The 22,502-nt window shown below is 69.7% G+C and carries 18 protein-coding genes and 1 pseudogene; 11 read left to right on the top strand and 8 right to left on the bottom strand.

The window, feature by feature from the left end; translation table 11 throughout:
• Positions 1–58 precede the first annotated feature (58 nt).
• Complete coding sequence (locus PJ250_RS08570; protein ID WP_271648161.1) at positions 59–994, top strand: diguanylate cyclase domain-containing protein; 936 nt, start codon at positions 59–61, stop codon at positions 992–994.
• Positions 995–1,154: 160 nt separating this feature from the next.
• Here PJ250_RS08570 and PJ250_RS08575 read toward each other — a convergent pair whose 3' ends face one another.
• Positions 1,155–2,069 carry a LysR family transcriptional regulator gene (locus PJ250_RS08575; RefSeq protein ID WP_271648162.1) on the bottom strand — a complete coding sequence of 305 codons (915 nt, stop codon included), beginning with the start codon at positions 2,067–2,069 and terminating at the stop codon, positions 1,155–1,157.
• 97 nt (positions 2,070–2,166) lie between these two features.
• Here PJ250_RS08575 and PJ250_RS08580 point away from each other — a divergent pair, with 97 nt between their 5' ends.
• On the top strand, positions 2,167–2,991 hold the full coding sequence (locus tag PJ250_RS08580) for an SDR family oxidoreductase (RefSeq protein WP_271648163.1): 825 nt from the start codon (positions 2,167–2,169) through the stop codon (positions 2,989–2,991).
• Between the two features lie 24 nt (positions 2,992–3,015).
• On the opposite strand, the gene PJ250_RS08585 is transcribed toward PJ250_RS08580, so the two are convergent.
• Positions 3,016–3,978: an AraC family transcriptional regulator gene (locus PJ250_RS08585; RefSeq protein WP_271648164.1), complete on the bottom strand. Its 963-nt coding sequence runs from the start codon at positions 3,976–3,978 to the stop codon at positions 3,016–3,018.
• Between the two features lie 91 nt (positions 3,979–4,069).
• Between PJ250_RS08585 and PJ250_RS08590 the strand changes: the two genes are divergently transcribed.
• The gene (locus PJ250_RS08590; protein WP_271648165.1) at positions 4,070–4,912 is read left to right on the top strand and encodes an oxidoreductase; all 843 of its coding nucleotides are present in this window, start codon (positions 4,070–4,072) and stop codon (positions 4,910–4,912) included.
• Between the two features lie 86 nt (positions 4,913–4,998).
• Here PJ250_RS08590 and PJ250_RS08595 read toward each other — a convergent pair.
• Together PJ250_RS08595 and PJ250_RS08600 are read right to left on the bottom strand one after the other, a co-directional pair.
• Positions 4,999–5,877: pseudogene (locus tag PJ250_RS08595) on the bottom strand (ATP-grasp fold amidoligase family protein); the annotation flags it as partial.
• A 538-nt stretch (positions 5,878–6,415) separates the two neighbouring features.
• Positions 6,416–7,516, bottom strand: a complete 1,101-nt coding sequence (locus PJ250_RS08600; protein WP_271648166.1) for an HDOD domain-containing protein — start codon at positions 7,514–7,516, stop codon at positions 6,416–6,418.
• Positions 7,517–7,962: 446 nt separating this feature from the next.
• On the opposite strand from PJ250_RS08600, the gene PJ250_RS08605 reads away from it, so the two are divergent.
• The 3 genes from PJ250_RS08605 to PJ250_RS08615 all read left to right on the top strand — a co-directional run bounded on the left by PJ250_RS08605 (position 7,963) and on the right by PJ250_RS08615 (position 11,100).
• Complete coding sequence (locus PJ250_RS08605) at positions 7,963–8,535, top strand: VOC family protein (protein ID WP_271648167.1); 573 nt, start codon at positions 7,963–7,965, stop codon at positions 8,533–8,535.
• A gap of 84 nt (positions 8,536–8,619) precedes the next feature.
• On the top strand, positions 8,620–10,581 hold the full coding sequence (locus PJ250_RS08610; RefSeq protein WP_271648168.1) for an ADP-ribosylglycohydrolase family protein: 1,962 nt from the start codon (positions 8,620–8,622) through the stop codon (positions 10,579–10,581).
• A 138-nt stretch (positions 10,582–10,719) separates the two neighbouring features.
• Entirely contained in the window at positions 10,720–11,100 is a 381-nt protein-coding gene (locus tag PJ250_RS08615; RefSeq protein ID WP_271648169.1) for a hypothetical protein, read from the top strand.
• Positions 11,101–11,186: 86 nt separating this feature from the next.
• Here the strand turns inward: PJ250_RS08615 and PJ250_RS08620 are convergent, their stop codons facing one another.
• Both PJ250_RS08620 and PJ250_RS08625 read right to left on the bottom strand, forming a co-directional pair.
• Positions 11,187–11,786 carry a nitroreductase family protein gene (locus tag PJ250_RS08620; protein WP_271648170.1) on the bottom strand — a complete coding sequence of 200 codons (600 nt, stop codon included), beginning with the start codon at positions 11,784–11,786 and terminating at the stop codon, positions 11,187–11,189.
• A gap of 150 nt (positions 11,787–11,936) precedes the next feature.
• Positions 11,937–13,169, bottom strand: coding sequence for a serine hydrolase domain-containing protein (locus PJ250_RS08625; protein WP_271648171.1), 1,233 nt, complete (start codon positions 13,167–13,169; stop codon positions 11,937–11,939).
• 158 nt (positions 13,170–13,327) lie between these two features.
• Between PJ250_RS08625 and PJ250_RS08630 the strand changes: the two genes are divergently transcribed.
• Together PJ250_RS08630 and PJ250_RS08635 are read left to right on the top strand one after the other, a co-directional pair.
• Positions 13,328–13,696: a DUF427 domain-containing protein gene (locus PJ250_RS08630; protein WP_271648172.1), complete on the top strand. Its 369-nt coding sequence runs from the start codon at positions 13,328–13,330 to the stop codon at positions 13,694–13,696.
• Between the two features lie 401 nt (positions 13,697–14,097).
• The gene (locus PJ250_RS08635) at positions 14,098–14,280 is read left to right on the top strand and encodes a hypothetical protein (RefSeq protein ID WP_271648173.1); all 183 of its coding nucleotides are present in this window, start codon (positions 14,098–14,100) and stop codon (positions 14,278–14,280) included.
• A 221-nt stretch (positions 14,281–14,501) separates the two neighbouring features.
• On the opposite strand, the gene PJ250_RS08640 is transcribed toward PJ250_RS08635, so the two are convergent.
• Together PJ250_RS08640 and PJ250_RS08645 are read right to left on the bottom strand one after the other, a co-directional pair.
• Complete coding sequence (locus PJ250_RS08640) at positions 14,502–16,295, bottom strand: GGDEF domain-containing protein (RefSeq protein WP_271648174.1); 1,794 nt, start codon at positions 16,293–16,295, stop codon at positions 14,502–14,504.
• A 139-nt stretch (positions 16,296–16,434) separates the two neighbouring features.
• Positions 16,435–16,866 (bottom strand): VOC family protein, encoded by a 432-nt coding sequence (locus tag PJ250_RS08645; RefSeq protein ID WP_271648175.1) that lies wholly within the window; start codon positions 16,864–16,866, stop codon positions 16,435–16,437.
• 104 nt (positions 16,867–16,970) lie between these two features.
• On the opposite strand from PJ250_RS08645, the gene PJ250_RS08650 reads away from it, so the two are divergent.
• The 3 genes from PJ250_RS08650 to PJ250_RS08660 all read left to right on the top strand — a co-directional run bounded on the left by PJ250_RS08650 (position 16,971) and on the right by PJ250_RS08660 (position 22,400).
• Positions 16,971–17,861: a LysR family transcriptional regulator gene (locus PJ250_RS08650; protein ID WP_271648176.1), complete on the top strand. Its 891-nt coding sequence runs from the start codon at positions 16,971–16,973 to the stop codon at positions 17,859–17,861.
• Between the two features lie 285 nt (positions 17,862–18,146).
• Complete coding sequence (locus PJ250_RS08655) at positions 18,147–19,295, top strand: efflux RND transporter periplasmic adaptor subunit (RefSeq protein ID WP_271648177.1); 1,149 nt, start codon at positions 18,147–18,149, stop codon at positions 19,293–19,295.
• 3 nt (positions 19,296–19,298) lie between these two features.
• The gene (locus PJ250_RS08660; protein WP_271648178.1) at positions 19,299–22,400 is read left to right on the top strand and encodes an efflux RND transporter permease subunit; all 3,102 of its coding nucleotides are present in this window, start codon (positions 19,299–19,301) and stop codon (positions 22,398–22,400) included.
• Positions 22,401–22,502 lie beyond the last annotated feature (102 nt).

Raw genomic sequence — 22,502 nt, forward strand, 5'->3', positions numbered from 1 at the left:
TGCTGGATTTCCAGGGTGCCAGGGTGGCACTCGAGACCTTGCGTTGCGGGAGCGTGCAATGAACCAACAACCAACTTGGGGATGGCCCACGGACCGACTGCCGCGGGTGCTGGTGGTGGACGACCAGGCCATCAACATCCGCGTGGCCTTCGAGGCCCTGCGCGGGGACCACGAAGTGTTCATGGCCACTTCCGGCGAACAGGGCCTGCAAGTTTTCCGCGATGCCCGTCCGGACCTGGTGCTGCTGGACGTGGTGATGCCGGGCATGGACGGGCACGAGGTCTGCAGCCAGATCAAGGCCGGCCCCGATGGCGCGGACGTGCCGGTGATCTTCATCACCGGGCATGACAGTGACCAGGCGCAGGTGCAGGGGCTGGGCCATGGCGCGGTGGATTTCATCGCCAAGCCATTCCACCCCGAGGTCTTGCGCGCTCGCGTGCGCAACCACCTCCTGCTGAAGTTCCAGACCGACTACCTGCGCTCGGCCGCGCTGTACGACGGCTTGACCGGCCTGGCCAACCGGCGCCATTTCGAGGAGGTCTTCGCAGGCCGGTGGCGCGCGGCCGAGCGCAACGCGCAGCCCTGCGCGGTGCTGATGATCGATGTGGACCATTTCAAGCAATACAACGACTGCTACGGCCACCAGGCTGGCGACGAGTGCCTGCGCCAGGTGGCCGGGGCAATCGGCAAGGCGCTGATGCGCCCGATGGATCTGGCCGCGCGCTATGGCGGCGAGGAATTCGTCTGCCTGCTGCCCGAGACCTCGCTGCCCAACGCCGGTCCGGTGGCCGAGCGCCTGCTGTGCAACGTGCGCGAGTTGGCCGTGCCGCATGCCGCTTCCGGCGCCGCGCCGGTGGTGACGGTCAGCGTGGGCATCGCGACCAGCCTGGGCGGCTCGGGACGGGCCCCGCAGGATCTGCTGGCCGATGCCGACGCCCAGCTCTATCGGGCCAAGGCCGCCGGTCGCAATCGCGCGTGTGCCGCATCTGCCTGAGGCCACGTGGTGCGGGCCGCGTGCGTGGGCGATCCGGGTGTCACGCGCGATGGAGCCGCGAGGGGCCGTGGTCACCCGCAAACGGACAAGGTCAGGTTGACTGACATCTTCGTTGCGCGCGCGGACCCAAGCGGCAGCATGATGCCGGTCTTCTCCGCACCTAACTGGCGGGCCGCGCCTGTGCCTCGGTCACCTCCCGCAGCAAGGCGATGAAGGCCCGAAGCGGTGGTGGCACGTGGCGCCAGCTGGCGTAGTACAGGCACAGGCCGGGATCGGCGGGCGACCAGTCCTCCAGCAGCAGGACCAGGCGGCCGTCGTCGAGGGCGGCGCGCGCGAATGGTTCGGGAACGAAGGCGATGCCCAGGCCCTGGATGGCGGCGTCGACCATCAGGTCGCTGTTGTCCAGCAGCAGCGCGCCGGGAACATCGACCGCCATCTCGCGCCGGCCCTTGGCGAACTCCCAGCGATAGCGCTTGCCGCTGGGCAGGCGCTGGCGGATGCAGTGGTGGTCGCGAAGCGCCTCGGGTGTGGCGGGTCGCCCGTGCGCGGCGACATACGCGGGCGCGGCGACGGCGACAAAGCGCAGCGTGCCGCCAAAGGGGATGGACACCATGTCCTTGGGCACCGCTTCGGCCAGGCGCACGCCGGCATCGAACCCCTCGGCCACGATGTCCACCAGCCGGCCTTCGCTGACCAGCTCCAGCGCCACGCGTCGATGGCGTTGCAGGAACGCCGGCGCCACGTGTTGCAGCAGCCAACGCGCCGCGCCGGTGCTGGCGTTGATGCGCAGGGTGCCGACGATTTCATCGGGCCCGTGGCTGATGGTGTCCAGCACGGTGTCCAACTCGTGGAGCAGGGGCGTCAGCCGCTGCAGCAGGTGTTCGCCGGATTCGGTCGGCGCCACGCTGCGCGTGGTCCGGTGCAGCAGGCGCACGCCGAGGCGCTGCTCCAGCCCGCGCAGGGCGTGGCTGAGCGAGGAGCGTGACACGCCCAGGCTGTCGGCCGCGCGCTGGAAGCTGCGATGGCGGGCCACGGCGGCAAAGGCTTTCAGGTCGGAGAGGGTGACGTCGGCCATTGGTGGTAAATCCTCACCAGCTCATGCAGATTGGTGAGGCTTATCCTACGCGCCCGCCGCGCCTACCTTCGTTGCAACTCAACGAAGGAGCTTGCCCATGAAGACCTGGCTGATTACCGGTGCGTCCTCCGGCCTGGGGCTGGAAATGACCCGCGTCTTGCTGGCGCGCGGGGACCGGGTGGTGGCCTGCGCGCGTCGCGTGACGCCGTTCGCCGAACTCGAGCAGCAGCATGGTCAACGCCTGCGGGTGGCGCAGTTCGACCTGACCGACACCACGGCGCTGCGGCGCGAAATCGACGCCGCGTTCGCGGTCTTCGGGCACATCGAGGTGGTGGTCAGCAATGCCGGCTATGGCCTGTTCGGTGCGGCCGAGGAAGTCAGCGACGAACAGATCGAGCGCCAGCTTTCCACCAACCTGACCGCCTCGATCCAATTGGTGCGCGCGGTGTTGCCGCACCTGCGCGCCCAGGGGGGTGGCAGGCTGCTGCAGGTGTCCTCCGAAGGCGGGCAGGTGGCCTACCCGAACTTCAGCCTGTACCACGCCAGCAAGTGGGGGATCGAGGGGTTCCTGGAATCGGTCGCGCAAGAGGTGGCCCCGTTCGGCATCGAGGTGCTGATCGCCGAGCCCGGTCCCACCCAGACCGGCTTTGGCGCGGGGTTGGATCATGCGTCGCCGATGGAGGTCTACGAGGCGACCCCGGCCGGCGAGCTCAGACGCGCCATTGCCGATGGCAGCCTGGCGATCAAGGGCGACGCGGCGCGCAGCGTCGCGGCGATGATCGACGCCGTCGATGCCGCGCGGATGCCGAGGCGACTCGCCCTGGGCAGTACCGCCTTCGACAACATCCAGCGTGTCCTGCAGGCGCGCCTGGAGGAGCTGCTGCCGCAGCGGCACGTGGCCTATGGCGCGGACCATGGGTGAGTGCGGCGGATGTGCGTGGCGCGATCAGTGCGATGACACATACGCCGCCACCGCCTGCTTCGGCGGCACCGCGAAGTGCTCGCGCATGCGCTGCACTTCGCGCGCAGGCGTCAGGCCGAACAGGCGCTTGAACTCGCGGTTGAACTGCGAGGGGCTTTCGTAGCCCACCGCATGACAGGCCGCGGCGGCGGTCATGCCTTCGCGCACCATCAGCAGGCGCGCCTGGTGCAGGCGCGTGGACTTGAGGTACTGCATGGGCGAGGCGCAGGTGACGGCTCTGAAGTGACTGTGGAAGGACGGTGCGCTCATGCCGGCCTCCTGCGCGAGCTGGGCCACGGTCAGCGGTTGCGCATAGGCCGCATGCAGGTGCTGCAACGCCTTGCCGATCTTGCCGAAGCGGCCCTGCATGGCCAGCGCCGCGCGCAGTGTATGGCCCTGCGGCCCGGTGAGAATGCGGTAATACAGCTCACGCAGCAGCTGCGGCCCCAGGATGGCCGCCTCCATCGGCGCGGCCAGCGCCTGCAGCAGGCGTTGCACGGCCTGGTGCAGTGTCGGGTCGATCGGGCTGGAGACCATGCTCTGCGGCGGCGCGCTGGCCGGCACGCCGCCGTGGCGGTCGATCTGCAGCATCAGCTCGGCGGCCAACGCAAAGTCCAGATGCAGGTACAGCGCCAGCAGCGGCTCGGCCGCGGTCGCGTCGGTTTCCATGGTGAACGGCACCGGCACCGAGACGGCCAGGTATTGATGCGCGTCGTACACATAGGTGCGCTGGCCGAAATACCCACGCTTGCGGCCCTGGCAGACGATGACGACGCCCGGGTCGTACAGCACCGGCGTGCGCGCCAGTGGCCGGTCCGAACGCAGCAATCGCACGCCCTCCAGCGCGGTGAGGGTGTAGCCCTCATGCGGGGCCAGCGCCGCGACTATCGGGGCGAGCGGCAACAGTCCTGGCGCGGTGGGCGTGGTGGCAGATGGGATGTGGCTCATAGGAATAGGCAATGATTCGAGCCGGAATGGCCTTCGAATGGCGCTCCCGTCTCTCTATTGTGCACATCTCTCGCCCAACAGGGGTTTCTCCATGTCGACTTCCAAACGCTTCCTGATCACGGGTGTCAGCAGCGGCTTCGGGCGCGCGCTGGCGCAGGAAGCGCTGGCCGCCGGGCATCACGTGGTCGGCACGGTGCGCAGTGCGCAGGCGGCCGAATCGTTCGAAGCGCTGGCGCCGGGCCGTGCCGTGGCACGGGTGCTGGATGTCACCGACACCGCCGCGATCCAGCCCACCGTCGAGGCCATCGAGGCCGACATCGGCCCCATCGACGTACTGGTCAACAACGCCGGCTACGGCCACGAGGGCGTGCTGGAGGAATCACCGCTGGATCAGATGCGTCGGCAGTTCGAGGTCAACGTGTTCGGCGCGGTGGCGATGATCCAGGCGGTGCTGCCACACATGCGCGCGCGCCGCGCCGGCCACATCCTCAACATCACCTCGATGGGGGGCTTCATCACCATGCCGGGCATCGCCTACTACTGCGGCAGCAAGTTCGCGCTGGAGGGCATTGGCGAGGTGCTGGGCAAGGAAGTGGCCGCGCTGGGCATCCGCGTGACCTCGGTGGCGCCGGGCTCGTTCCGCACCGACTGGGCCGGACGCTCGATGGTGCGCACGCCGCGCAGCATCGGCGACTACGACGCGCTGTTCGACCCCATTCGCCAGCGCCGGCAGGCGGTCAGCGGCCGGCAGCTGGGCGATCCGCGCAAGGCGGCCCTGGCGATGCTGGCGGCGATCGAGGCCCCCGAGCCGCCGGCGCACCTGCTGCTGGGCAGCGATGCGCTGGGCCTGGTGCGCGAGAAGCTCGACGCGCTGAAGGCCGAACTGGCGCAGTGGGAAGCCTTGACGGTCTCCACCGACGGGTCGCAGGCGTAGTTCATTCGGGTCGGCGGTCAGCCCAGGGGCCGGGCCTGCAGGGCGGGCGCCGGCCGGCGCGGGACCGCAAGCGCCGGCCGGACGCACTGAACCCACATCTGCCCCATCAGCGCGTCCAGGCCCTTGTCCAGGCCGGTGACCAGTCCGGCCCCTGGGGTGAAGGTCAGCTCGCCGAAGTAGATGCGACCGGCCTGGATGTACCAGTCCACCCGGACGTAATCGAACTCCGCCGCCAGCGCCTTGCTCAGCTCCAGCGCGTGCTGCAGCTGGGCGCCCGTGCATGGCGGGCTCAGCCCCGCATCGCGGATGCCGTGGAACGGCACGCTCAGGCTGTTGACGAAAAAGGTCATGGACAACGGTGCTCCGCTGCTGCGGTAGATCACCTGCAGCACGTACTGGAAGCGCCCGTCACGCTGGCGGAACATGTGGAACTTGTAGTCCACGGGGGGCTGCGCCCCGTCGCCAATGTACTGCTCCACCAGCAGCCGTGGCGGAATGCCGCGGTAGTGGATCTCGCGCACCGCCTTGGAAAAATCGGTGCGCAGCCAGCGTTGGCAATCGGCCACCAGCGCCTGGCGTCGTGTCTGGTCGGGCTCGTCCAGCATCAGCTCGACCATGCCCGAGCCGTGGCTGGACTTGATCACCGTGCGCTGCCACTGGGTCCGCTCCAGCAGCGAGGCCGGGTCGGTGGTGTCGTGGAGCAGGGGGATCAGGTACTGCCGGCCGACGCGCGCGGCCACGTGCGCGCGCACGGCGAACTTGTCGGCCAGCCGACGATAGGTCGGGTGGTCCCCGTAGACGCGCTTGCGGTAGAGCACTTTCTCGTTGAAGGTGCGCGGCTGGCGCAGATTGGGCCACCGCCTGAACGTCGCCAGGAAGTAGATCCGGTCCTGCAGGCCCCAGGGCAGTCGCACGACCAGGACGTGCGCCAGTTTGCGCGCCAGGCGCATCACGGTCCCACGTATCGGACTTGGCGCGGACGCGTGGGGGGCGCTGGCCGCTTGGGCAGGCGGGTGTGCAGGAGCGAGCCGGTCAGCGTCCTGCAACGGATCCGGAAAGGATGTCTCCAGGCTTGGCCGCTCGATGGCGATCGTATGGCTGTCCAACACCAGCAGCTCCATGGCAACCGCGACACAAACTATGACGCGGGTCACTACACAAACAGGACGTGCATAGTAGAAGAAGCGCGACTTACGTCTTTTTCACAATGTGAAACGTGCATTCTCCGCGGCAGGGTGATCGCCGAAGGGGATCGACGGGAAAGGCGGTCGCGGTGCGGAGAGACCTGAGCTGGCAGGGGCATCCGGCTGGCCCGCGCGGCGAAGGCGCTGCTATGCCCGACGTATGCGTCCCGATCACCGGGTGCCGGTCGGCCGTCGGCGCGGCGTGCAGTGCTGGCAGGTCCCCGTGTGGGTTACGCGCGCTGGAAAGCCGGAATCGCGCGGGTCCTTCGGGACGCCCTGGACCGGAGCGGTCGGTGCGCCCGACCGAACGAGGCGTGGGTCAGGGCGTCGCGGAGTGCGACGAGAGCCGTTCCCAGAGCTGCCGGTTGGCGTCCTCGTCCGGCTCCAGGGTGGCCAGCATCGCCAGGGCGTTGTCCTCGGTCTCATCGTCGCTGCGCACCAGCATGGTGAGCACGGCGGCCAGGCGGCCGTAGCGCAACGCCTTGCCCAGGGCCGTGGTGGGCACGGTGTGGTCGCGTTCGGCGCGCTGGTCGGTCAGGGCTTCGGCCAGGGTCGGGGGCAGTTCCCAGCCCACCGCCACGGTGCGTGCGGTCGGGGTGACGTGCCGGTCCAGCAGGGCCGCGGCCGTGACCAGCTCCTTGGGCACGCCGGGGTGGCGGGCATAGGTCTCGCTGAGCACGCGCATCACGATCACCGCGCCCAGGCCCTGCAGCAGGCCGAGCAACTGGGCATGCAGGGCATCGTCGAGCGTGCCGTTGCGCTGGGCGTGGTGCGCGGCGGCCACCGCCGTGCGCAGCGCGTAGTCCCAGATCGCGGCCGGCAGCCGCGCAAACAGCCCGCTGTCCAGGCTGAGCACCGGCTGCATCAACGCCGCCACGACGATCTGGCGGACCCCGTCGGTGCCGATCTGCGCCACGCCGCGTTCGATGCTGTCCACCGCGTGGCCGTCACGCGGCCGGTACAGGGCGCTGTTGGCGATGCGCAGCAGGCTGGCGGCCAGGGCCGGATCCTGCGCGATCACTGCGGCGATCTGGTGGTTGGAAATGTCCGGGTCGTTCACCGCGCGCATGAGCTGGGGAAGCAGGTGCGGGCGACGCGGAATGTTCTTGGGCCGCACGTCCAACTGGGCCAGCTCGGCTGCCGCTTCGGACAGGATCTGCGCCTGGATGCCCCCGATCGGCGTGGCCGGGTCGATCAATTCCGGGGCGTGCATGACGGCCGCGTACATGCGCCGGATCAACGGCCGCAGCGCCGGCGGAGGCAGGGAACTGGGTGCCGCCGGCGTGGGCGTGTCCTGCGCGTCGGCCTGCGCCGGGACGGCGGATGGCGGGGCGGGGCGCGTGTCGCGGCGACGGCGCCACCACAGCGCACAGGCCACGCCCAGGACAAGCACGATCAGCAGCGGGATGGCGATATCCATGGACGGGCGGTTGGCGGGACGGTCCTACTATCGGGTGCCGCCCGGGTTCAGGCAATGGCCGGCCCCAGCGCGGTTGCGCACCATACAAGCGTGTCGGTACGTGAGGCGCTGCATCTGTTCGATACGCCGGATTCATAGAGGCGTTGTTCATGCGCGACGCTCTAGCTGACGAGACCGGCCGCCTTTCTGGTCCGGCTTTTCGGTGAGACGTCTCGGCTGAGACACCCGGGCGATGAGCGCGACGAGGGATTCGCGACCGATCGCGCTGCGTCGGATCTGGAGACCGTTGAACGAGGCGGTGGCGCGGCTCAATTCACGGTTCGACGGCAGCATGGGCGCTAGCGTGGGTGGCACGCTGCGCTGACAGCGTCGACTGGATGGTGCGAGGTGAGGGCGGATCTGAGGCGGCGTGTCGGGTGGCGCTTTGTCCAACCGAAGGAGTGAAGATGCATCCGTCCCCCACGCCGCCCCGTCACGATGCGTTCGGCGAACTGCCGCGCGGTATCCACCACCTTGGTCTCACCGTCCCCGATCTGGACCAGGCCACCGATTTCCTGCGTGCCGCGCTCGGCGCGCGTTGGTGCTATGACGGCCTGACGGCAGACGATCCACCACGCCAGGGTCACCAGGTCGAGCGCCAGCTGGGCCTGCCTGCAGGCGCGCAGGTTTGCCGCCAGCGCATGTTGCGCATCGGCAACGGGCCGGGACTGGAGTTGTTCGAGATCGACAGTCCTCAGCGTCAGGGCGCCGCAGGCCTGCAAGACCTCGGCCTCAACCACCTGGCGGTGTACTGCGATGCGATGGAAGCGGCGGTCGAGCGCATCCGCGCGGCCGGAGGCGAGCTGCTGTCAGAGGTGCACGGCAATTCCCGCCACGAGGACACGCCCGGCAACGGCAGCGTGTACGCGCGTGCGCCCTGGGGCATGTTGATTGAACTGCAGACCATTCCCGCCGGTTACACCTATGGTCCGGACAGCGAAGTCCAGGCTTGGCTACCGACGCGCGCCACCGGGGACTGAGCCGCGCATGTGGCGCCGCGGCGGGTGGCGACCGCGTCCGCCGTGGCATGCTCCTGGCCCGCCGACCAGGAGCGCGACCGCCGCATGGATCCCACACCTCGCCTGCCAGCACGCTGTTGGCTGGCTGTGCTGTTGCTGACGGTCTGGGGCCAGGCGCGCGCGCAACATCCCCTTCCCCCGGCGCAGCAGTCCGATCAGGTCATCGCCGTGCAGGACTACCAGGACCGGGTGCTGGCGTCGTGGCTGGGCCAGATCATCGGCAACACCTACGGTCTGTCCTACGAGTTCAAGTACATCGACGCACCGGGACCGGACCGGTTTCCCTACGGGTTTGGCGAGTACCTGCAGCAGGTGAAGGCGGTCAACGGCGCCTTCTCCGACGACGACACCGATATCGAGGTGATGTACCTGCTGCAGATGGAGCGGCATGGGATCACGCCGAGCTATGCACAGCTGGCCCAGGCCTGGCAGCACCACGTGCGCGAGAAGGTCTGGGTTGCCAACCGCGCGGCGGTGACCCTGATGGCGGCTGGCTACCAGCCACCGCTGACCGGTGCGCGGGCCTACAACCGGCAGTGGTTCCAGATCGACCCGCAGCTGGTCAACGAGATCTGGGCGGTGACCGCGCCGGGCATGGTCGGCTATGCGGTGGACAAGACGCGCTGGGCGGCGCGCATCACCAGCGACGACTTCGGCACCGAACCGGCGATGTTCTACGGTGCCCTGTACGCGGCGGCCTTTTTCGAACACGACATCGACCGCCTGTTGGACCGTGCCGAAGCCGCCATGCCGGCCGACAGCCACTTCGTGCAGACCGTGCGCCACATGCGCCGTCTGCACGCGCGCTACCCCGATGACTGGCAGGCCGCACGCAAGGAGATGGCGGCCGCCTATTACCGGGACCTGGGCTACAACCACGACGCCTGGCGCGTGGTGGACGCCAACCTCAACGGCGCCTGCGCGATCCTGGCCCTGCTCTACGGACGCGGCGAGGTGCAGGCCACGCTGGATTACGCCAGCGCGATCGGCTTCGATGCCGACAACCAGGCCGCCACCATGGTCGGCCTGCTCGGGATCATCGGCGGGACGCGCGCGCTGCCGCACGACCTGTTGTTTCCCTTGCCGGAGGCCGGCTGGCGCAAGCCCTACAACGATCGCTACATCAACGTCAGCCGCCACGACCTGCCCGATGCCTCGATCGCGGATCTGGCCCGGCGCATGGCCGTGCAGGGCGAGCGGGTGATCCTGGCCAACGGCGGGACGCGCTTTACCCGGGATGGACGCGACTACTACCGCATCCCGGCGCAGGTCGCCTTCCTCGCCCCACTGGCCCTGCCGGCGGCCCCGGCACAGGTGGCCGAGGTCGGTCGCCCGTTCTCGCTGGAGGTGCTGGTCGATGGCGGCGCGGGCGAGCGCCTGACGATAGCCGAGGGCACGCTGCCGGCCGGCGTGGCCCTGGACGCCACCGGCGTGCGTGGTACGCCCCGGCAGGCGGGCGAGTTCGCCTTCACCCTGCTGCGGCAACGGGGGACGGCGCAGGCGCGCCAGCGCTACGTCATCCAGGTGCATTCGCCCAACCTGGCGCCGTCGGCCTCTCAGTTGTTGCACAGCACCCCGGGGCGCGACCTTTCGGCGATGCGCGATGGCCGCGCCGAACCCACCTACTACAGCCCGCACACGGCCACGCCCGGCCGTGTCGTCTACGGCTATGCCTGGGAGCGCGCGCAGGACATTTCGGTGCTGGTGTTCAATCCGGGTACGCCGGAGGAATTCGGCGGCTGGCTGACCTCGCTGGCGGTCGAGTTCCAGGATGCGGACGGGCGTTGGCGGCCGGTCGACGGGCTGCAGGTGACACCGGCGATGGACCTGGAAAACAGTCAGTGGCGCAAAGGCACCGATATCGACCACACCCTGCGGTTCGCGCCGGTCAGCACCCGGGCCATCCGCCTGGTCGGGACCTCCGGGGGCGTCGAGCGCGACGCGCGGAATGGTGGTGGGCGCGTCTACTACAGCAGCCTGGGCGAGCTGGCGGTCTACGGGCAGTGATCGGCCAGGACGCAACACCGGTCACAGTGCGGAGCTGAATGGGAGCGCGTTTTCCCCTTCCCGCACGCGTGTTTCACGCCTGCCAACCGGTCCGGGGCCTAGCTTGGAGGCTCCCCCGAATGTCTGCAGGACGCCACCATGTCGCTCACCGAGCCTTCCACCCGGCGCATGCCGCGCACCGCCGCGGCGACGCTGGCCGCACCGCGCGGCCCCGAGACCCGACTGGCCACGTCAGCCCGGTCATCGCGCGCGAAGGCCGGCTTGGCCGGGCGTCTTCCGGGCTCGCCCGCGCTCGCCGAAGCCGTCGCGGCCTTCGGGCGGGCACTGGATGCGCGGCTTCCCCTGGTCGAAAGCGATGAAGCGTGGTGGGCGGCGCTGACACCGGTCCATGTCGCCCTGGCGTCCCGTGTTCCGCCCTGTGAGGCCGGACGCTTCGAACTGGAAGTGGACACGATGCTGGCCCGTCGCGGATCCCCGGGCTGGGCCGTGCGCCAGATGATGGCCAAACTCGGCCGCTGACAGGCCCTCAAAACGAAAACGCCCCCGACGGAGCGCGTCCGGCGGGGGCGATGCGGGCAGTGCCGGTCGGCACCGCCAAGTGACCATCAGGCGAAGACGCGGAAGCGCTCGCTGTCGTCCATGAAGTCCTTGTCGCCGAACGGCGCTTCGTGCGAACCAAACGGCATTTGCGCGCGCAGCTTCCAGCTGGCCGGCAGATTCCACTTGGCGGCGGCCGCCTCATCGGGCAGCGGGTTGTAGTGCTGCAGGCTGGCTCCGATGCCCGCATTGGCCAGCGCCGTCCACACCGCGTACTGGGCCATGCCGCTGGACTGCTCGGACCAGATCGGGAAATTGTCCGCGTACAGGGGGAACTTCTCCTGCAGGCCCTTCACCACGTCCTGGTCTTCATAGAACAACACCGTGCCGGCGCCGGCGGCGAAGCTGTCGATCTTCTGCTCGGTGCTGGCGAAGGCGTCGGCCGGCACGATGGCGCGCAGCGCATCCTTGACCAGGCCCCAGAACGCATCGCTCTGCGCGCCAAACAGCACTACCGCGCGCGAACTCTGCGAATTGAAGGAGGTCGGCGAGTGCTTGACGGCTTCCTGGATCAGCGAGGTCACTTCTTCCTGCGACAGCGGCAGGGACTTGCCGAGGGCGTACTGGGTGCGACGGACCTTGATCGCGTCGATGAGCTGGTTGGTCATGGGGATGGCCTGTTGGGAGAGTCGGCCTTCAGCGTAAAGACCCGACGCAAGGTCAGCCAGCACGCTTGGCGAGACAATCCGTTACTGCAATCGAAATTGCGCGCGAAGATGAAACGATTCCCCATCGCGATCCGGGTGCGCGGCGCGGGTTCATTCGGACGCGGCAGGCGCGGTCGCCCCACGCGCCAAGGTCTCCTCGATGGCGCTGAAGGCCGAGTGCCGCCCGGGCGGGCTGCCGCCCACCCCGGTGGCGAAATAGGCCACGCCCGAGCCGGCCGCGCGGTCGATCCATAGCCCGGATAGCAGTCCGTAGGCTTCGCCCGCGTGGCCCACGCGCGCCACGCCGTCGCCGAACAGGTCATCGCCACAGTCGCTGCCCGGCGTGGCCAGGGTCTGCACCGCCAGCCCGTAGCGGCAGATCATGGCCCGCCCCGGCGTGCTGCCGTCCTCCTCGTAGGCCACGCCATTGCCGGCGTGCCAGGTCCACACCGGCGTGGTCAGTGTCCGCACCGAGGCGGCGCTGAGCAGGCGCACGCCATCGACCTGGCCATCGCCCAGCAACAGGCGCCCGATGCGGGCCAGGCCGTCGGCCGAAATGCGCAGGCCGCCCTGCGGGGAGAACGTCGCGCCGTTGGTACCGGGTGTCCATACCGACAGGTCGCAACGGCCGTCCCGGGCCGGCACCACCGAGCAGGCCGGGCGCGCACCGTGGTTGTCGTCCTTCACCGGCGTGCCGTCGGCGTCGTACAGGACGACCGCGTGCGCAGCGCTTACGGCGCTGCAGGTGTCCCAGTTGTAGCAGGCGTCCAGCTTCAACGGCGCGAGCACCAGGCGTTGCATCAGTCTGTCGAAGCGCTCGCCGGTGGCGCGCTCCATCACCGCGGCGACCAGCGGGAAGTTGAGGTTGGTGTAGCGGAAGAACGTGCCCGGCGCGTGCGCGCCATCCCAGGCGCGCGGATCGTCCAGGATCTCCTTGAGCTGGCCGTCCAGCGGGGTGGCGTAGTAGCCGGCCGCATCGGTCAGGCTGGAGCGGTGCGAAAGCAGCAGGCGCAGGGTGATCGGGGTGTCGGGGAAGGCCGGGTTGCGCAGCGGCCAGCCAAGCTGGTCGGACACATCCGCGTCCAGGTCCAGGGTGCCGGCCTCGACCAGGCGCATCACACCGATGGCCACCACCAGCTTGGAGATCGAGGCCACGCGCACCGGGTCGTCGGCGGTGACCGCACGCCCGGTGGCGCGGTCGGCCACGCCATGCGCCTGGCGTGACTGGATGCCCTCGCGATCGAACGTCACCCGGACCGCCGCGACCGGTGCGCCAGCGTGGGCGGCCAGGCTGAGCGGCAGCAGGACCGACAGGGACAGGCGAGGCAGGAGGGAGCGAGTCATGGTGGACCCGGGCAGTCACGATACGGAGGATGTTAGCGACCAGCGGGCGTCCGGGCAGCGTGCGCGCGATGTGACGCCTGCGGTCATCGCGCCCTCACCTGGCGCAAAGGAGCACGGTGGTTTGCTGCGGCCCTGCCCCCGCCCGAAGACGGCGCACCATGCCCAACGCAGCCATCAAGACCCCTGGCCCCGACCACCCGATCACGCTCGCGGCCCATGCTGGCCGTGTGGTGGTCACCCTGAACGGCACGACCCTGGCCGATTCGCCCCGCGCCCTGCTCCTGCAGGAGGCCGGTTACCCGCCGGTCTACTACCTGCCGCGCGCGGATGTGGACATGCGCGCCCTGGCGCGGACCCCCGAGTCGACCTACTGCCCGTACAAGGGCCATGCGGCGTACTACGCGCCGGTGGGAACGGCCGGCCCGGGGATCGCCTGGAGTTATGAGCGCCCGCATGCGGCGGTGCACGCCATCGCCGGCCACCTGGCGTTCTATCCCGATCGGGTGGACGCCATCCAGGTCGACTGAACGCGTCGGCCCAGGCCAGGGCGGCCCGAGGGTGGTTGATCGGCGGTGCCGTACGGTTGGCCAGCACCAGCGTGGTGCCTGCCGCCTGTGGGTGTCCCGGCGCGTCCGAGCCGCGTGCGTTGGTGGCGTGGGCGACGGGTGTTTGAGAGCTGGAGGCGGGCTTGCCACGGTCGACAAGCACACGCCGCGACGGGCTGCGGCCGAGCCACCGGACGTGGTCGAACACCGGCCGGATGACGGCCGGCCGGCTTGCATCGGCGCGCGGCCGACCAGGTGAAGGGCCAAGCCGGGCCGGCGCGTGCCGTGCCCGGACCGAGCGAGCGCCGGTGACCTGGATTCACCCCCGGCCACCGGTAGAATGCGCGCTGGCCCCTCAACCCACACCGGCCCGGCCTTTGTCGATGTCGAACTTTCCTTCGGTCCTGTACCTGCTCACCGTCGCCCAGAAGCGCGCGATCCTCGAGCGCCATGGCTATACCCTGCATCCGGAAGATCGCGAATCGGACCTGGACTTCACCCTGGCCGGCGATGTGGACAGTGGCGCCATCGGCCTGAAGGAACTCGAGCAGGCCATCGGCCGCTGAGTTCGGGGGTCGGAGTTTTCCTACAGCCGCCCGCGCCGATGCCCGACAGACGGCCCGGCCGGCCGGGCGCATGCTGGCTCTGCCTCCGGCGGCAACCCTCGCATCAGCATTGGATGCTGCTCGGCACGGATCCCAGGGCGCGACATTGAGCACGTCGCATCGCACGGGCCGGAGGCTACCCCTTCTATGGCCGGTCACCCCCGGCCTTCTTTTTTCCCGGCTCAGGCCGGCGCCGGCACGCCTGGCATGACATGCACGCCCCGTTTCAAGCGCTTGGCCTCGCGCTTGGCGCCGGCCGCGCAGGAGGCGATCGCCTCGGCTCCTTCGAACCGGGCCGCGTCGGACGGGACGATGCCGATGGTCAGGGTGGTCAGCGGGAAGCTGGCCTGGCGCCCGCTGCGGTCCTCGCCTTCCAGCATGCCGCGCGCGACCTCGCGTGCGTCGAACAGCGACAGCGCCCCCTGGTTGAAGTCGGCCACGATGGCCTGGCAGCGTGCCAGCCAGTCCTCGCTCTGCATCAGGATGACGAAGTCGTCGCCTCCGACATGGCCGACGAAATCCCACTGCGGGTCCACATGCGAGGTGATCACCGAGGCGACCAGCTGGATCATGCGATCGCCGCGAAAGTACCCGTTTTGGTCGTTGTAGGGCTTGAAGTTGTCCAGGTCGCAGTAGCAGGCCACGAACGCCCGCCCGCTCTCCAGCAGGCGGTTGATGTGCTCGGTGATGGGAATGTTGCCTGGCAGCAGGGTCAACGGGTTGGCGTAGCGCGCCGCCTCGATGCGCAGTTCGGTGACCCGGCGCACCAGCGCCTCGCCCGCGCCCACCCCGCGGTAGCGACCGTGCTCGGTGACGATGAACCCGTCATGCAGGTAGCGCTGGTCCTCGCCGAGCAGGATCTGCGACATCTCGTCGATGCTCTGGCCCACGTCGCACAGCACCGGCGAGGCATGCATGTGCACGGTGCAGGGCTTCTTGCCGATCAGTTCGCGGGCGAAGGGGATGGCCATGCGCTCGTTGAACACGCGGCGGTTGATCAGGCCCACCGGACGCTGCTGCGCGTCCAGGACCGGGATCGCGTTGAGCTCGGGATTGGCGCGGAAGATCGCTTCGGCATCGTTGTTGGTGCTGTCCACCGGGATGCTCGGCGCTTCGACCAGCATGTGCTCGGCGGTGACCCGGCGGATGCCGCTGGGACGCCCGCTGCGCGGCCACACCGGGGTCTTGCCATGGCCCAGTGCCTCCAGCTCCCCGGGCACCGTGGTGGTGGTGTGGAACGCCGGCCGTCCCAGCAGGTAACCCTGCACGTAGGGAATGCCCAGGTCCTGCAGCAGGCGCAGATCCTCGATGCGCTCCACGCCTTCGGCGATCAGCTCGGTGCCGTAGCTGTCGGCCACCTGGACCAGGGCGCGCACCACGGCCAGCTTGCCGGGGCTCTCGGACAGGCCATCCACCAGGTACCGGTCGATCTTGACGAACTCCGGCAACAGCTCGTGCCACAGCTCGAAGTTGGAGTGCCCGTTGCCGAAGTCATCCAGGGCCACGCGCGCGCCAGCCGCGCGCAGGTAGCCCAGCACGTGGGCCAGGCCCTTGGCGTCCTCGACGATGTCGCGCTCGGTGATTTCCACCACGAAGCGGCTCAGGTCCTGGCCCGAGCCCTGCAACGCGCGCAGCACCTCGCCCGAGCGCACGGCACCGCGCAGCAGCGCATTGGCACTGAGGTTGAGCAGCAGGCGGCCACCGGTGGCGAAGTCGAACGCGCGCACGGCGGCCTCGACCGCGCGGGTCTCCAATTCACCCAGCGTGCGGCGGTGGCGCGCGGCCTCCAGGAGGGCCAGTGGCGAGCGCCCATCGTCCGGGCGCATCAGGGCCTCGTGCCCGGCGACGCTGCGGTCGCGCAGGCGCACGATGGGCTGGTAGGCCATGCGGAAGCCGGATCCGGATGCGGGCGTCGGCGCGGTGGCAGCGGGCGTGTCGAGGACCGCGTCGGCCGACGCGGCAGGCAGAGGGTCCATGAGGGGCGTCCGAAAAGTGGGGTCGGGCGCGCCGGGGGACGCCGCCAGCAGGACGGGCATCCAGTCACCGTCCACGGGGCGGCATTTTCGGGTCGCGGCCATGACGTGCGCATGACAGCGACCGCATTGGAGACGGGGCTTACTTGGCGAACAGGCGCGAGAGGTCGGCGAAGGCCTTCAGCTCGATCGCGTTGCCGCTGGGATCCAGAAAGAACATGGTCGCCTGTTCCCCCGGTTCGCCCTTGAAGCGGATGTAGGGCGCGATGACGAATTCGGTACCGGCGGCGGTGAGGCGCTGGGCCATCGCCTTCCAGTCCTCCATCGGCAGGACCACGCCGAAGTGCCGCACCGGGACGCCGTGGCCGTCGACCGCATTGGTCGCCGCCGCGCCGGTCTCCTGCGGGGCCAGGTGGGCCACGATCTGGTGGCCGTGGAAGTTGAAGTCCACCCATTCCGGCGAGCTGCGTCCTTCCGGGCAGCCGAGCAATCCGCCGTAGAAGCCGCGCGCAGCCTCCAGGCTGTGGACCGGGAAGGCCAGGTGAAACGGGGGCAGGGTGGCGGCGGTGTCCATCGTGAGGCTCCAGGCCTTGGGTGCGGCCTCCCGTTTTACCCATCAGCAGTCGCGATGGAAAACGATATATTCGAGCCCTCAGTCCAACTTTTGGTGATGCACGCGTGATCGCGGAGCTACGCACCCTGTTGGCCGTGGCCCGCCACGGCACCTTTGCCGCCGCCGGCGCACGCATCGGCCTGACCCAGGCGGCGGTGAGCGGGCAGATCAAGCGGCTGGAGGCCCAGCTGGGCCTGCGCCTGTTCGACCGCACGGGACGCTCGGCCACGCTCAATGCCGACGGCCTGCGCACCCTGGCGCGGGCGCAGGAGCTGGTGTCGCGCTTCGACGCGCTGGCCGACCCGGCCACGCCCGACACCGCTCAGGCACGGCTGCGAATCGGCGCGATCGCCTCGGTGCAGGCCGACCTGCTGCCCGGCGCACTGGCGCGCTGGCGTCAGGCCCATCCGCGGCGTCCGCTGCAGGTCGTCCCGGGGATCTCCCTGCATCTGATGGATCAACTGGATGCCGGCGAGCTGGAGCTGGCGGTGATGATCCGCCCGCCCTTCGGCATCCCGGCGGGGCTGGCGTGGACATCGCTGCGACACGAGCGCTACATGCTGCTGGTGCCGGCCACGCTGCGGGCGCGTGCCTGGCGCAGCGTGCTGGAGGCGCATCCCTTCATCCGCTACGAGCGCAGTTCGTTCGGCGGGCGCCAGGTGGATCGCTTCCTGCGGACCCAGCGCCTGCAGCCGCGCGAATCGATCGAGGTCGACGACCTGCCGGCCATGACCGCCCTGGTCGCCGCGGGCCTGGGCGTGGCCCTGGTGCCGTGCGCGGGCGACGGGGCTGCATTGCCACCCACGGTGCGCGCCATGCGCCTGGGCGAGGCGGCCTTCCATCGCGAGATCGGCCTGCTGCGACCGGCGCAGGCCAAGGACGATCCGGCGCTGGAGGAACTGGTCGCCAGTCTGCGGGCCGAGGCGGCCACGCCGGCGTCGCGTCGGTCGCGTTGACCCGGCCTGCGGGACAATCGGCGTACCTGCTGGACTTGCGCGCGGCAACCGGCACCCCGTGTCGCAGCGAGATGGCTTAGCGTGGTGGACCGCGTCGCGTCTGTCCGCGCTCTGGCCTGGGCATGACGAACCGGTCATGGACGCCATCGCGCGGCAATGCAGGAGCCAGACTGTGTCGCGACGATCCGGGTGTTTGCCCGGATCGCGTAGGATTCCGCGACTTTGCCCCCCACCGCCAAGCCCCTGCCCACGATGCGTCGAGTTGCCTGTTTCCGATCCTCTTCCATGTCAGGACGTGTCAGCGCATGGGCCGGCTTGCTGGTGATCGCGGCATTGGCGCTGGGGGGTTGCCAGGGCAAGGCCGACGCGCCGGCACGCACGACACGCCAGGTCCGGGTAATGACCCTGGCCCCGCAGTCGGTGGCCCTGGAGACCGAACTGGCCGGCCGCACCGTGGCCTCGGAGGAATCCGAGGTGCGCCCGCAGGTCGGCGGCGTGCTGCGCAAGCGGCTGTTCACCGAAGGCCAGACAGTCAAGGCGGGCCAGCCGCTGTTCCAGATCGATCCCACGCTCTACCAGGCGGCCAGCAACGAGGCGCGCGCGAACCTGGCCACGGCCGAGGCGGCGCTGGCCACCGCGCGGCTGCAGGCCCAGCGCTACCAGCAACTGGGCAAGACCCAGCTGATCTCCCAGCAGGAGGTCGACGACGCGGTCGCCACCTACAAGCAGGCCGCCGCCGCCGCCGATGCCAACCGCGCGGCGCTGGAGACCGCACGCACCAACCTGCGCTTTGCCACGGTGACCGCGCCGATCGGCGGGCGCATCGGCCGCGCCCTGTTCACGCCCGGCGCCCTGGTGACCTCCGCCCAGGCCGATCCGCTGGCGCGCATCCAGCAGCTGGATCCGATGAACGTGGACATCACCCAGTCCAGCAACGAATACCTGGCCTTGCGGCGCGCGATCGCCGCCGGTGGCGTGGAAGCTTCCAGTGCGCAGGTGCACCTCACCCTGTCCGATGGCACCGGCTATCCGCTGCCCGGCACCCTGGAATTCGCCGATATCGACGTGGACCAGGCCACCGGCAGCATCACCCTGCGCGCGCGCTTTCCCAACCCGGAGGGTGAGCTGTTGCCGGGCATGTACGTGCGTGCGCGCGTCGGCCAGGGCGTGCGCCAGCAGGCGCTGCTGGTGCCGCAGGCGGCGGTGGACCGCACCCCGCGCGGCGATGCCCAGGTCTGGGTGGTCGGCCAGGATGATGTCGCGCATCTGCGCCAGTTCACTACCTTGCGCTCGGTCGGCAACCGCTGGCTGGTCGACAAGGGCCTCAAGGCAGGCGAGCGCATCGTGACCGGTGGCGGTGAGGGCCTGCGCGACGGCGAGAAGGTCGTGGTCAGCGCGGCCGCGCCGGCCGCCGCCCCTGCCGAACAGAGCTGAGCCGTGCTGCCGCGCTTCTTCATCCACCGGCCGGTGTTCGCCTGGGTGCTGGCGATCTGCATCATGGCCGCCGGTGCCATCGCCATCGCCACCCTGGCGGTGGAGCAGTACCCGGACATCGCTCCGCCGCAGGTCAACATCAGCGCCACCTACAACGGCGCCTCGGCGCAGACGGTGGAGAACAGCGTCACCCAGGTGATCGAGCAGCAGCTGACCGGCATCGACCACCTGCTGTATTTCTCATCGACCAGTTCGTCCGCGGGCCAGGCCCGCGTGAGCGTCACCTTCGACCAGTCCGCCGACCCGGACATCGCCCAGGTCCAGGTGCAAAACGCGGTCAACCAGGCGCTCAACCGGTTGCCCGAGGAAGTGCAGTCGCGCGGCGTGCGGGTGTCCAAGTCGCAGGGCGACAGCCTGATGGTGGTGGCCTTGTACGACACCACCCACCAGCTCACCCGGGTGGACATCGCCGACTACATGGTCAGCTACGTGCAGGACCCGGTCAGCCGCATCAACGGGGTGGGCGAGGTCAACGTGTTTGGCGCGTCCTACGCGATGCGCATCTGGCTGGACCCGCACAAGCTGGCCGCCTACCAGCTCATGCCGGGCGATGTGAGCGCGGCGATCCGCGCCCAGAACACCCAGGTCACCGCCGGCGAACTGGGCCAGCAACCGTCCGGGCCGGAGCAGACGCTCAATGCCACGGTCACCGCACAGTCGCGTCTGCAGACCCCCGCGCAGTTCCGCGACATCATCCTGGCCACCCAGCCCAGTGGCGCCAGCGTGCGCCTGGGGGACGTGGCCCGGGTGGAGATCGGCGCGGAGTCCTACCAGGACGCCAGCTTCCTCAACAACTATCCGGCCTCCGGCTTCTCGGTCTCGCTGGCCTCCGGGGCCAATGCACTGGAGACAGCCGACGCGGTGCGCGCGAAGGTGGAGCGCCTGAAGGAGACCTTCCCGCCGGGGCTGGAGGTGGCCTACCCGCGCGACAGCACCCCGTTCGTGAAGCTCTCGATCGAAGGGGTGGTCCACACCCTGCTCGAAGCGATCGCGCTGGTGGTGCTGGTGATGTATTTGTTCCTGCAGAACGCGCGGGCCACGCTGATCCCGGCGATCACCGTGCCGGTGGTGCTGCTGGGCACCTTCGGCGTGCTGGCGGTGACCGGCTTCACCATCAACACCCTGACCTTGTTCGCCATGGTCCTGGCCATCGGCCTGCTGGTGGACGATGCCATCGTGGTGGTGGAGAACGTCGAGCGCATCATGCACGAGCAGCACCTGCCGCCGCGCGAGGCCACCGAGCAGTCGATGGGCGAGATCACCAGCGCGCTGATCGGCATCACCGTGGTGCTGGGCGCGGTGTTCCTGCCGATGGCGCTGTTCGGCGGGTCCACCGGCATCATCTATCGGCAGTTCTCCATCACCATGGTCTCGGCCATGGGCCTGTCGGCGCTGGTCGCGCTGACCCTGACCCCGGCCCTGTGCGCCACGCTGCTCAAGCCAGTGGAAGCCGAGCGCAAGCCGGGGCGGTTCTTCCGCTGGTTCAACCGCAACGTCGAACGCGCCCAGGACGGGTACCAGCGCCGCCTGGGCCGGCTGCTGGCGCGGCCCTGGCGCTGGATGGCGCTGTATGTGGGCATCGCGCTGGCCGTGGGCCTGCTCTACGCACGCATGCCCACCGGCTTTCTCCCGGTGGAGGACCAGGGCCAGATCCGCGTGCAGTTCAACGCGCCGGAAGGCACGCCGCTGCCGGCCACCGAGCAGCTGGCCAAGCGGGTGAGCGACTACTTCCTCACCCAGGAGAAGGCCTACGTCGAGTCGGTGTTCCTGGTGGTGGGTCGCAACAACGCAGGCGTGGGCCAGAACGCGGGCCAGGGCTTCCTCTCGCTCAAGCCATGGGGCGAACGCGGCAGCGAGGGCACCGCGGCGGCGATCATCGCGCGGGCCAACGCGCACTTCCGCAAGTCCACCGAGGACAAGGTCAGCGTGTTGGCGCCCGGCGCGGTGCGCGGGCTAGGCCAGTCCAGCGGCTTCGAGCTGTGGCTGCGTGACAGCAACGGGGCCGGCCGCGAGGCGCTGCTGCGCGCCCAGCAGGCCGTGCTGGACCAGGCCGGCGAGGACAGCCGCCTGACCGCTGTGCGCCTCAACGGCCTGGGCGACAAGCCTCAGCTGCACGTGGACATCGACCAGGCCCAGGCCAGTGCACTGGGCCTGGCCCAGTCGGACATCAACGCGACCCTGTCGGCCGCCTGGGGCGGCACCTACGTCAACGACTTCATCGATCGCGGCCGGGTCAAACGCGTGTACATCCAGGGCGACGCGCCGTATCGCGCGCGGCCGGAGGACATCGGCCAGTGGTATGTGCGCGGCAGCGGCGGACAGATGGTGTCCTTCGACACCTTCGCCAGCACGGGCTGGACGCGCGGCGCCCAGCTGCAGCAGCGCTACAACGGCCTGGCCGCGCTGGAGCTGCAGGGCAGCGCGGCCGACGGGGTCAGTTCGGGCAAGGCGATGGACATCATGCAGGGCCTGGTCGATGCGCAACCCGGGTTCGACCTGCAGTGGAGCGGGCTGTCCTACCAGGAGCGCATGTCCAGCAACCAGACCCTGCTGCTGTACGGCGCCTCGATCGCCTTCATCTTCCTGTGCCTGGCCGCGCTCTACGAGAGCTGGTCGATCCCCGTCGCGGTGCTGATGGTGATCCCGCTGGGCGTGCTGGGTACGGTGCTGGCCACCACGCTGGCCGGCTTCGACAACGACATCTATTTCCAGGTCGGCCTGCTGACCACCATCGGCCTGTCGGCCAAGAACGCGATCCTGATCGTCGAGTTCGCCGAGGCCCGGCGGCGGGCCGGGCGCCCGGCGCTGGAGGCGGCCCTGGCCGGTGCGCGCCTGCGCCTGCGGCCGATCGTGATGACCTCGCTGGCCTTCGTGGCCGGCGTGATCCCGCTGGCCCTGTCCACCGGCGCCGGTGCGGCCAGCCGCCGCGAGATCGGCATCAGCGTGATCGGCGGCATGGCCACCGGCACCGTGCTGGCGGTGCTGCTGGTGCCGTTGTTCTTCGTGCTGGTGCGGCGCGTGCAGGGCGCGCGCGCCGCGCACTGACCGACGCGCGCCTGAGGCCGAGCGGGAACGGCCCGCTCCAGGTGTACCCTGCGTTCGCCAGCATGGGCCCGGGCGAAAGCCTCGACAGGCCTGCTCGCATTG

Source organism: Pseudoxanthomonas sp. JBR18, assembly GCF_028198165.1.
Taxonomy (GTDB): domain Bacteria; phylum Pseudomonadota; class Gammaproteobacteria; order Xanthomonadales; family Xanthomonadaceae; genus Pseudoxanthomonas_A.

What these genes read in the sequence shown, in the direction of transcription:
- PJ250_RS08605 (WP_271648167.1), top strand. Translation starts at nt 7,963, where the DNA reads ATGCATCCGTCCCCCACGCCGCCCCGTCACGATGCGTTCGGCGAACTG.
- PJ250_RS08615 (WP_271648169.1), top strand. Translation starts at nt 10,720, where the DNA reads ATGTCGCTCACCGAGCCTTCCACCCGGCGCATGCCGCGCACCGCCGCG.
- PJ250_RS08575 (WP_271648162.1), bottom strand. Translation starts at nt 2,069, where the DNA reads ATGGCCGACGTCACCCTCTCCGACCTGAAAGCCTTTGCCGCCGTGGCC.
- PJ250_RS08655 (WP_271648177.1), top strand. Translation starts at nt 18,147, where the DNA reads ATGTCAGGACGTGTCAGCGCATGGGCCGGCTTGCTGGTGATCGCGGCA.
- PJ250_RS08590 (WP_271648165.1), top strand. Translation starts at nt 4,070, where the DNA reads ATGTCGACTTCCAAACGCTTCCTGATCACGGGTGTCAGCAGCGGCTTC.
- PJ250_RS08625 (WP_271648171.1), bottom strand. Translation starts at nt 13,169, where the DNA reads ATGACTCGCTCCCTCCTGCCTCGCCTGTCCCTGTCGGTCCTGCTGCCG.
- PJ250_RS08585 (WP_271648164.1), bottom strand. Translation starts at nt 3,978, where the DNA reads ATGAGCCACATCCCATCTGCCACCACGCCCACCGCGCCAGGACTGTTG.
- PJ250_RS08580 (WP_271648163.1), top strand. Translation starts at nt 2,167, where the DNA reads ATGAAGACCTGGCTGATTACCGGTGCGTCCTCCGGCCTGGGGCTGGAA.
- PJ250_RS08610 (WP_271648168.1), top strand. Translation starts at nt 8,620, where the DNA reads ATGGATCCCACACCTCGCCTGCCAGCACGCTGTTGGCTGGCTGTGCTG.
- PJ250_RS08645 (WP_271648175.1), bottom strand. Translation starts at nt 16,866, where the DNA reads ATGGACACCGCCGCCACCCTGCCCCCGTTTCACCTGGCCTTCCCGGTC.
- PJ250_RS08600 (WP_271648166.1), bottom strand. Translation starts at nt 7,516, where the DNA reads ATGGATATCGCCATCCCGCTGCTGATCGTGCTTGTCCTGGGCGTGGCC.
- PJ250_RS08640 (WP_271648174.1), bottom strand. Translation starts at nt 16,295, where the DNA reads ATGGACCCTCTGCCTGCCGCGTCGGCCGACGCGGTCCTCGACACGCCC.
- PJ250_RS08635 (WP_271648173.1), top strand. Translation starts at nt 14,098, where the DNA reads ATGTCGAACTTTCCTTCGGTCCTGTACCTGCTCACCGTCGCCCAGAAG.
- PJ250_RS08630 (WP_271648172.1), top strand. Translation starts at nt 13,328, where the DNA reads ATGCCCAACGCAGCCATCAAGACCCCTGGCCCCGACCACCCGATCACG.
- PJ250_RS08620 (WP_271648170.1), bottom strand. Translation starts at nt 11,786, where the DNA reads ATGACCAACCAGCTCATCGACGCGATCAAGGTCCGTCGCACCCAGTAC.
- PJ250_RS08570 (WP_271648161.1), top strand. Translation starts at nt 59, where the DNA reads ATGAACCAACAACCAACTTGGGGATGGCCCACGGACCGACTGCCGCGG.